Raw genomic sequence first — 7030 nt, forward strand, 5'->3', positions numbered from 1 at the left:
AAGAACGTGACTAACAATGCACCCAAAGGCCCGGTAACCATCCTGGGGTATGCGTACGTCGGTGAAACGGTGTTAGCACGGCCAAACGGTGTCGCAGACGCTGATGGGATCAACTACGATACTGTCCGTCTTCAGTGGTTACGGGATGGAAAAGAGATCCTCGGGGCCACATCACAAGAATACACCGTTACTTTGGCTGACGAGGGGACACAGATCAGTGTTCGCTACAGCTATACCGATTACGGTGGCACCCGAGAAGTTGTGACCAGCGATCCGGAGCCGGCGGTGCCTCCCGCAGGCACGCCGATACCCGACAGTGAGGCTTCCTATAGTCCTCTGATCATCCTTGGGGATGCCGTTGTTGGTGAGTATCTCCTTGCGCGGCCAAATGCGATTACCGACGAAAACGGCATCGACTACGCTTCTACCTCGTTCCAATGGTTGCGCGACGGTAAGGCCATTCCTGGGGCAACGTCTGAGAGATACGATGTCACCGATGCAGATATTGGCGCCGAAATCAGCGTGCAATATTTCTATCGTGATCTGCTCGGGAAGAGCAAATCAGTGACAAGCAATCCCAAGCCAGAGGTGCCTAACCCGGATGGGCTCGCGCCTGCCCCTACTGTCCCGACGGATGATGGCGGAACTGGGGACGTGCCTGTCTCTGATGTCCCGACGGATGATGGCAGCACCGGGGACGTGCCTGTGGCAGATAACGATAGTAACGCGCTGGTTATTATTGGCGATGCGATTGTTGGGAAATATCTCATCGCCGGAGTAAGCGGTGTTACTGATCCGAACGGTATCAATTCTGCTTATGTCTCGTACCAATGGCTGCGCGACGGTAAAGCTATTTCCGGGGCAACGTCTCAAAAGTACACAGTGACTGAAACTGACATTGGTGCCGAGATCAGTGTTCAGTATTCCTACCGTGATCTGCGTGGAACGACTAAGTCCCTGACAAGCAACCCGACATCAGAAGTTCCTGCGCCCGATGGTGTTATGCGCGTCCCCAATGTCACAACAGACGAGGGCGGCACTGGGGACGTATCTGATACAGAGGAAAATTCTAGCCAGCTGACCATTTTTGGCGACGCGCTTGTTGGCGAATATCTCTTTGCGAGGTCAACTGATATCACGGACAAGAATGGTATCGACAAGGGTTCGGCCTCATTCCAATGGTTGCGGGATGGTGCTCTCATTCCTGGGGCAACGTCGCAGTTATACGAAATTACCGAAGCGGACATTGGTGCCGAGATCAGTGTTCTGTATGTGTACCGAGATCTCCTCGGCATAAGTAAGTCGTTGAGCAGTGACCCGAAACCAGAAGTACCTGACCCGGATGGTGAAGCCCCTGCACGTTTTGCGCTGGGTGGCCCGGGGGATGCGTCTGAGACAGTTGGAGAGGTCGTTCTCGAAGGAACACCTGCTGCGGAAATACTAACGGCAGTTGCAGGTCTCCAGCAGATTAATGGTGGTGATGGTGTAGATACGGTCGTCTTTGCCGGAGCTCAGACCCATTACACTGTCAGTTTCAGTGCAGACGGTGTAACTGTGACCGATCGTACGGAGGGTGGGCTCGGCACGATCGCGCTGGATCATGTGGAACTGATTGACTTCGACACCGACCTTGAAGTCTTTGGCGGCCCAATGGGTCTCGGACAATTCGGTGGTCATACAGGCCTCGATGCAGAAGCCTTCGAAGAGCTCATCGGGGTGTATATCGCCTATTTCAACCGTGCACCGGACGCGATCGGCTTGTCCTTCTGGGCAACCGAATTTGCCAATGGGATGTCTCTTGAACAGATATCGTCTCTCTTTGCAGACCAAGATGAAACTGAGGCTGCATATCCAGAAACCTCAAGCAACGCTTACTTCGCCACCATAGTCTACAATAACGTACTTGGCCGTATCCCCGATCAGGAAGGCTTTGATTTCTGGGTTAACACGCTGGATGCCGGAGCTATTACCCGCGATCAGTTCATTCTGGCAGTCTTGGAGGGCGCGAAGGCCAACCCACCTGCTGGGGCGTCTCAGGATTTCATCGACCAGCAGCAAGCTGACAGAGCCTACCTGGAGACCAAAATCGATATCGGTGCTTATTTTGCAGTGCATAAGGGCATGTCCGATGTAGCGGATGCGGCCCAGGTGATGGCGCTTTTCGATGGCAGTGAGAGCAGCATCAGCAATGCCCTCGCAGCGATTGAAGGTGACTATGAAGACGCTGTCAGCCCTGATGGCGGGGATTTCCTGATGCCACTCATTGGCGTGCTGGATAACCCATTGATCGGATAAGCGCGACATCCCCCCGGAACACTCCAAAGTGTGCATGCCGCCCTACTTGTTCAAAGCTAGGGAAGAAAGCCGCTGCAAGTGTATGTGCAGACGCCATGCCATGGCTCCTGAGCTTTGATCTCAAAACAACATTCGGCAATTTATTGCTGATGGCAACTTCCGACTACTTGCAGATGATATCTATAGTGTTAGTGGAGCCAACAATGTTATCGATGGTGATGACAATCCTTTAGAGATCAACGAGCAGATATCAGGTAAGTGCAGAAACGATACCCTTTCAGGGGGACAAAGCTGCGGCTTCTAGCGCGGGCAAGCATCCATTAAAAATGGATTAAGTTATTGATTTGCATTATGAAATGCATCTTCAGTTTCCCGAAGTTCGCTAGTCCGGCGTCAACCGAAATGGAAGCGGTCATAAACCCTCGCGAAGAAACCTGAACAGTCTCTCGAAGCAAAAAATTATGGCGGAAGACATGGACGTGACCACAGTAAGTAGCGATAATAACGCCCCCAAAGGCCCAGTTACGATCCTCGGAGATGCGTATATCGGCGAAACCCTGATAGCGCGGCCAAACGGCGTCGGCGATGCTGATGGGATCGACTACGATACGGTCAGCCTGCAATGGTTGCGCGATGGCGAGCCTATCGCTGGCGCAACAGATCAAAAATATACCGTCACTTCAGACGACTTCGATACTCAGATCAGTGTTCGGTACAGCTACACCGATCTGGGCGGTACCCGAGAAGTTGTGACCAGTGACCCCGAACCACCGGTGCCTGCTGAAGACACGCAGATCATTAGAGCTGCGAGCGCTTATAGCCCGTTGGTCATACTTGGCGATGCAACTGTAGGCGATTACATCCTTGCACGGCCAAACGCCGTTACGGACGAGAATGGGATCGATTATAGTTCAGCTACGTTTCAATGGCTGCGCGATGGTGACCCCATTCCTGGAGCCACCTCTCAAAGATACGACGTTACCGAAGCAGACATTGGCGCAGAAATCAGCGTTGAGTATTCCTATCTCGATCTGCTCGGCACCGCGAAGTCACTGACAAGTAACCCCAAACCAGAAGTGCCTAACCCGGCTGTCGAAGACGGCATTCTGGAAGGAACACCCGCTGCGGACATTCTGACAGCAGTTGCAGGTCTCCAGCAGATTGATGGTGGTGATGGCGCAGATACGGCCGTCTTCGCCGGAGATCAAACGCACTACACCGTCAGTTTCAGCGTAGATGGTGTGACTGTGACCGATCGTACTGAGGGTGGGCTCGGCACGATCGCGCTGGATCACGTGGAACTGATCGATTTCGATTTCAACCTTCCAATCTTCGGCGGCCCGATGGATCTCGAACAATTCGGTGGCCACACAGGCCTCGATGCCGAGGCATTCGAAGACCTCATCGGGGTGTATATCGCCTATTTCAATCGCGCGCCTGACGCGATTGGTTTGTCATTCTGGGGCACAGAATTCGCCAATGGAGCCTCCCTTGAAGAGATAGCGTCCCTTTTTGCGGTACAAGATGAAACTGCAGCGGCCTATCCAGAAACGCTGAGCAATACTGACTTCGCCACAGCCGTTTACAACAATGTGCTAGGACGGGCTGCCGATCAGGAAGGATTTGACTTCTGGGTCGGCACACTGGATGCGGGCACTGTTACCCGTGACCAATTTATCCTCGCGGTCTTGGAAGGTGCGACGGCCAACCCACCTGCTGGGGCGTCTCAGGACTTCGTCGACCAGCAGCAAGCTGACAGAGCCTACCTGGAGACCAAGATCGATATTGGTGCCTATTTTGCGGTGCATAAAGGTATGTCCAATGCCGCCGATGCGGCCCAGGCCATGGCGCTTTTCGATGGCAGTCAAGGCAGTGTTCAGGACGCTGTTGAGGCGATTGAAGGTCATTACACAGACGCCCTGGATGCAAGCTCCGGTGACTTCCTGATGCCGATTGTTGGTGTGATGGACGACCCCTTTGCGGTATGAGTTTTGGGATGTGTGCTGTAAACTGATGGGGTAAGGCGTTGTGCCTTACGCCCTTTCGGCTTGGCATGTTGCCCAAGATTTCATTGGTTCTCGGGAACTTGAAATTTCTTGAGCCCACATCACACAGCACGATAGAATTAAGGTTTAAGGTAACATCTGATTGGAGCACGGTTGCCGGAAAGCGATTTCAAGGTAGCATCCATGATCCCTACCGATTCACCACTTCTTGCCGCTATTGGTCCCTATGAGCAGTCGGATGTACTGACAACACCCAATGTTACCTTCAGTTTCATGGAGGCCGGGGTCACCTTTGATGCGGGCGATGTTGACGGTGTTCCACGCACTTCCGTCGGCTGGACCACTGCGCAGCAGAATATCGTCCGCGATCTTTTCACCTATATCTCGACGCTAGTGAACCTTACTTTTGAGGAGGTGACCGCCGCGGGCACGCCTAACATCGAGTTCGCCCAGATTGAGACGTTTTCGGACAATACCGTTGGCCTCTCCATTCCATCCGCACCGGGTATTTCTCGGATTGTGGTTCCGACCGAGTACGCCGACCTGGATGATGTGACCCTGATCCACGAGATCGGGCATTCGCTCGCCCTAAGCCATCCCTTCGACGGGCCCGCAACCCTGCCTGGTGTTACAAGTTCTCAAGATCAAGGAATGTTCAAACTCAACACCGAGCTGGCGACGCGGATGTCTTATACGCCAGGTGCATCTCTGGATTATCCCAGACTTCATATCACCGGAGAGGCCTCGGCCTATGGAGCACTCGACATAGCTGCGCTGCAGCTTCTTTACGGGGCGAATACGGAGACAGGCCTAGGGGATACGGTTTATGGCGATCAAACAGCACTGATCACGATCTGGGATAACGGCGGCAACGATACGATTGATTTTTCTGCTGCAACGACCAATGCGGTGATCGATCTACGCCCCGCGACATTGGCGTTGGACCCGGGTGGTGGCGGTTATCTGTCCTTTATCGAGCGCGAGGGCGGCACGGTGGCTAATGGTGGATATACCATTGCATTCGGCGTCGAAATCGAAAACGGGCTAGGCGGAATGGGTAACGATACGCTAACGGGTAATACGTTGGCCAATACGCTCACCGGTGGTGCGGGGAATGACATGGTTACCGGCGCTGTCGGCAATGACACGATCAATGGAGGGGCTGGTCAGGACACCGGGATTTATTCTGGCAACCAGAGCAGCTACACGCTGATGCTGAGCGCGCAGAGTCCCATGTTAACGGATCGGCGCGGGACAGATGGAACTGATACGCTGGTGGATATCGAGGTGCTGCAGTTTGTTGATGGCACCTTTGACCTCGACATTCTCTCTGAGGCCGTTGAACTTTCTGCAGAGGACTTCGCCCCTATCATTGAACTCTACATCGCCTACTTTAACCGCGCACCGGACGCGGTGGGCCTGGCCTTTTGGGGCAATGCCTTTGCCGAAGGGGTGAGCATGCAGCAAATGGCCGCCATGTTCTACGATCAGAATGAGACCCGTGCGACTTATCCCGATACGATGAGCAATGCAGAGTTCGTCATAACGATCTACAACAATGTGTTGGGCCGGGGTCCTGACGCAGAAGGCTTCGCGTTTTGGTGGGATCATCTAAATACCGGGAGGCTGGGTCGTGATACGCTCATCCTCGATGTGTTGGGCGGTGCCAAAGTTGATCCAAGACCTGATGCCACGGATAGCTACATCGCCAATCTCGCCAGAGACAAGCAATACCTGACTGACAAGACTGACATCGGGGCCTATTTCGCCATCACAAAAGGCATGTCCGATCTGAACGATGCAGCCCAGGTAATGGTGCTTTTCGATGGAAGTCAAAGTAGTATCGACGAGGCTCTCGCTGCGATCGAAAGCCATTATGAGGATGCACTCAGCCCTGTTGGTGGAGATTTCCTGATGCCGCTGGTGGGTGTAGTAGACGATCTGTCTGTCGGGTAGACGAAGCTGTGATCCACCGTACCTGGAAAGCTCTGATTGCTGATGTAGATTAAGATGGGGTCCCGATCTGAATAAGCTCAACGAAATCTACCGACCCAAGATGGTAGCAGCATAAACTCAGATGAGCCTCATGGATTGAGGCTCATCCAAGGATTCATAAACAACCCATTTACACCCATCTCAGGCCCGATCGCATATCCTAAGCGACCATCAATCCAAGCTCCCAGACCTGAACCGCTGACCACGGAGTCAATATCGGCCATCGGTCCAATCCCCCCAGCATAAATCAACGCAGAGAAAGGACGTTCACGAAGCATCCGTACTACGATCTTCATGATCCGTATCTTATAGTTCATGAACCAAAGTACACCGATGCTCTCAGCATAGTCACGGGTACGACCAGACAGTCTGTTGTAGTTCACGAACTCTTCTTTGATCACATCCATAGCCTAAATGCTAACTCTGATCCTGATTACCTTAACACCCCCTAAGGACCTCAGTACATTCACTGCCGAGTCAAAAAGTAGGCAATAGTGGGCAACTGAGTAGGTGTAGAGTTGGCGCATGTTCAACTTTGTTGATGGTGACACGAGAGTGGGAACCCCCTTGTTTTGCTGAACAAAGTTGAACTTTGCTTGAAGGCCATTTGGACCTGTCCCGTTTTCGTGCCGCTCCAAGTGCTCGTTTAAGCCACTTTCCTTTCGAAGGCGACCGGGCTTTTCCAGCCCAATGCTGAATGCCGCCGTCGCGGATTGTAGAAGCCGTTGATGTAT

Annotated in this window: 4 protein-coding genes; 3 read left to right on the forward strand and 1 reads right to left on the reverse strand. The window is 53.1% G+C overall.

Annotated features, from left to right (window positions below; translation table 11 throughout):
* Positions 1–6 precede the first annotated feature (6 nt).
* The 3 genes from GV827_RS24050 to GV827_RS20740 all read left to right on the forward strand — a co-directional run bounded on the left by GV827_RS24050 (position 7) and on the right by GV827_RS20740 (position 6257).
* Positions 7–2295, forward strand: a complete 2289-nt coding sequence (locus GV827_RS24050) for a DUF4214 domain-containing protein (RefSeq protein ID WP_164355764.1) — start codon at positions 7–9, stop codon at positions 2293–2295.
* A 461-nt stretch (positions 2296–2756) separates the two neighbouring features.
* Positions 2757–4283, forward strand: coding sequence for a DUF4214 domain-containing protein (locus GV827_RS20735; protein WP_164355766.1), 1527 nt, complete (start codon positions 2757–2759; stop codon positions 4281–4283).
* Between the two features lie 201 nt (positions 4284–4484).
* On the forward strand, positions 4485–6257 hold the full coding sequence (locus GV827_RS20740) for a DUF4214 domain-containing protein (protein WP_164355767.1): 1773 nt from the start codon (positions 4485–4487) through the stop codon (positions 6255–6257).
* Positions 6258–6385: 128 nt separating this feature from the next.
* Here the strand turns inward: GV827_RS20740 and GV827_RS20745 are convergent, their stop codons facing one another.
* On the reverse strand, positions 6386–6703 hold the full coding sequence (locus tag GV827_RS20745) for a hypothetical protein (RefSeq protein ID WP_164355769.1): 318 nt from the start codon (positions 6701–6703) through the stop codon (positions 6386–6388).
* Positions 6704–7030: the final 327 nt, after the last annotated feature.

Origin of the sequence: Sulfitobacter sediminilitoris (genome assembly GCF_010667575.1) — a bacterium.
Lineage (GTDB): Bacteria > Pseudomonadota > Alphaproteobacteria > Rhodobacterales > Rhodobacteraceae > Sulfitobacter > Sulfitobacter sediminilitoris.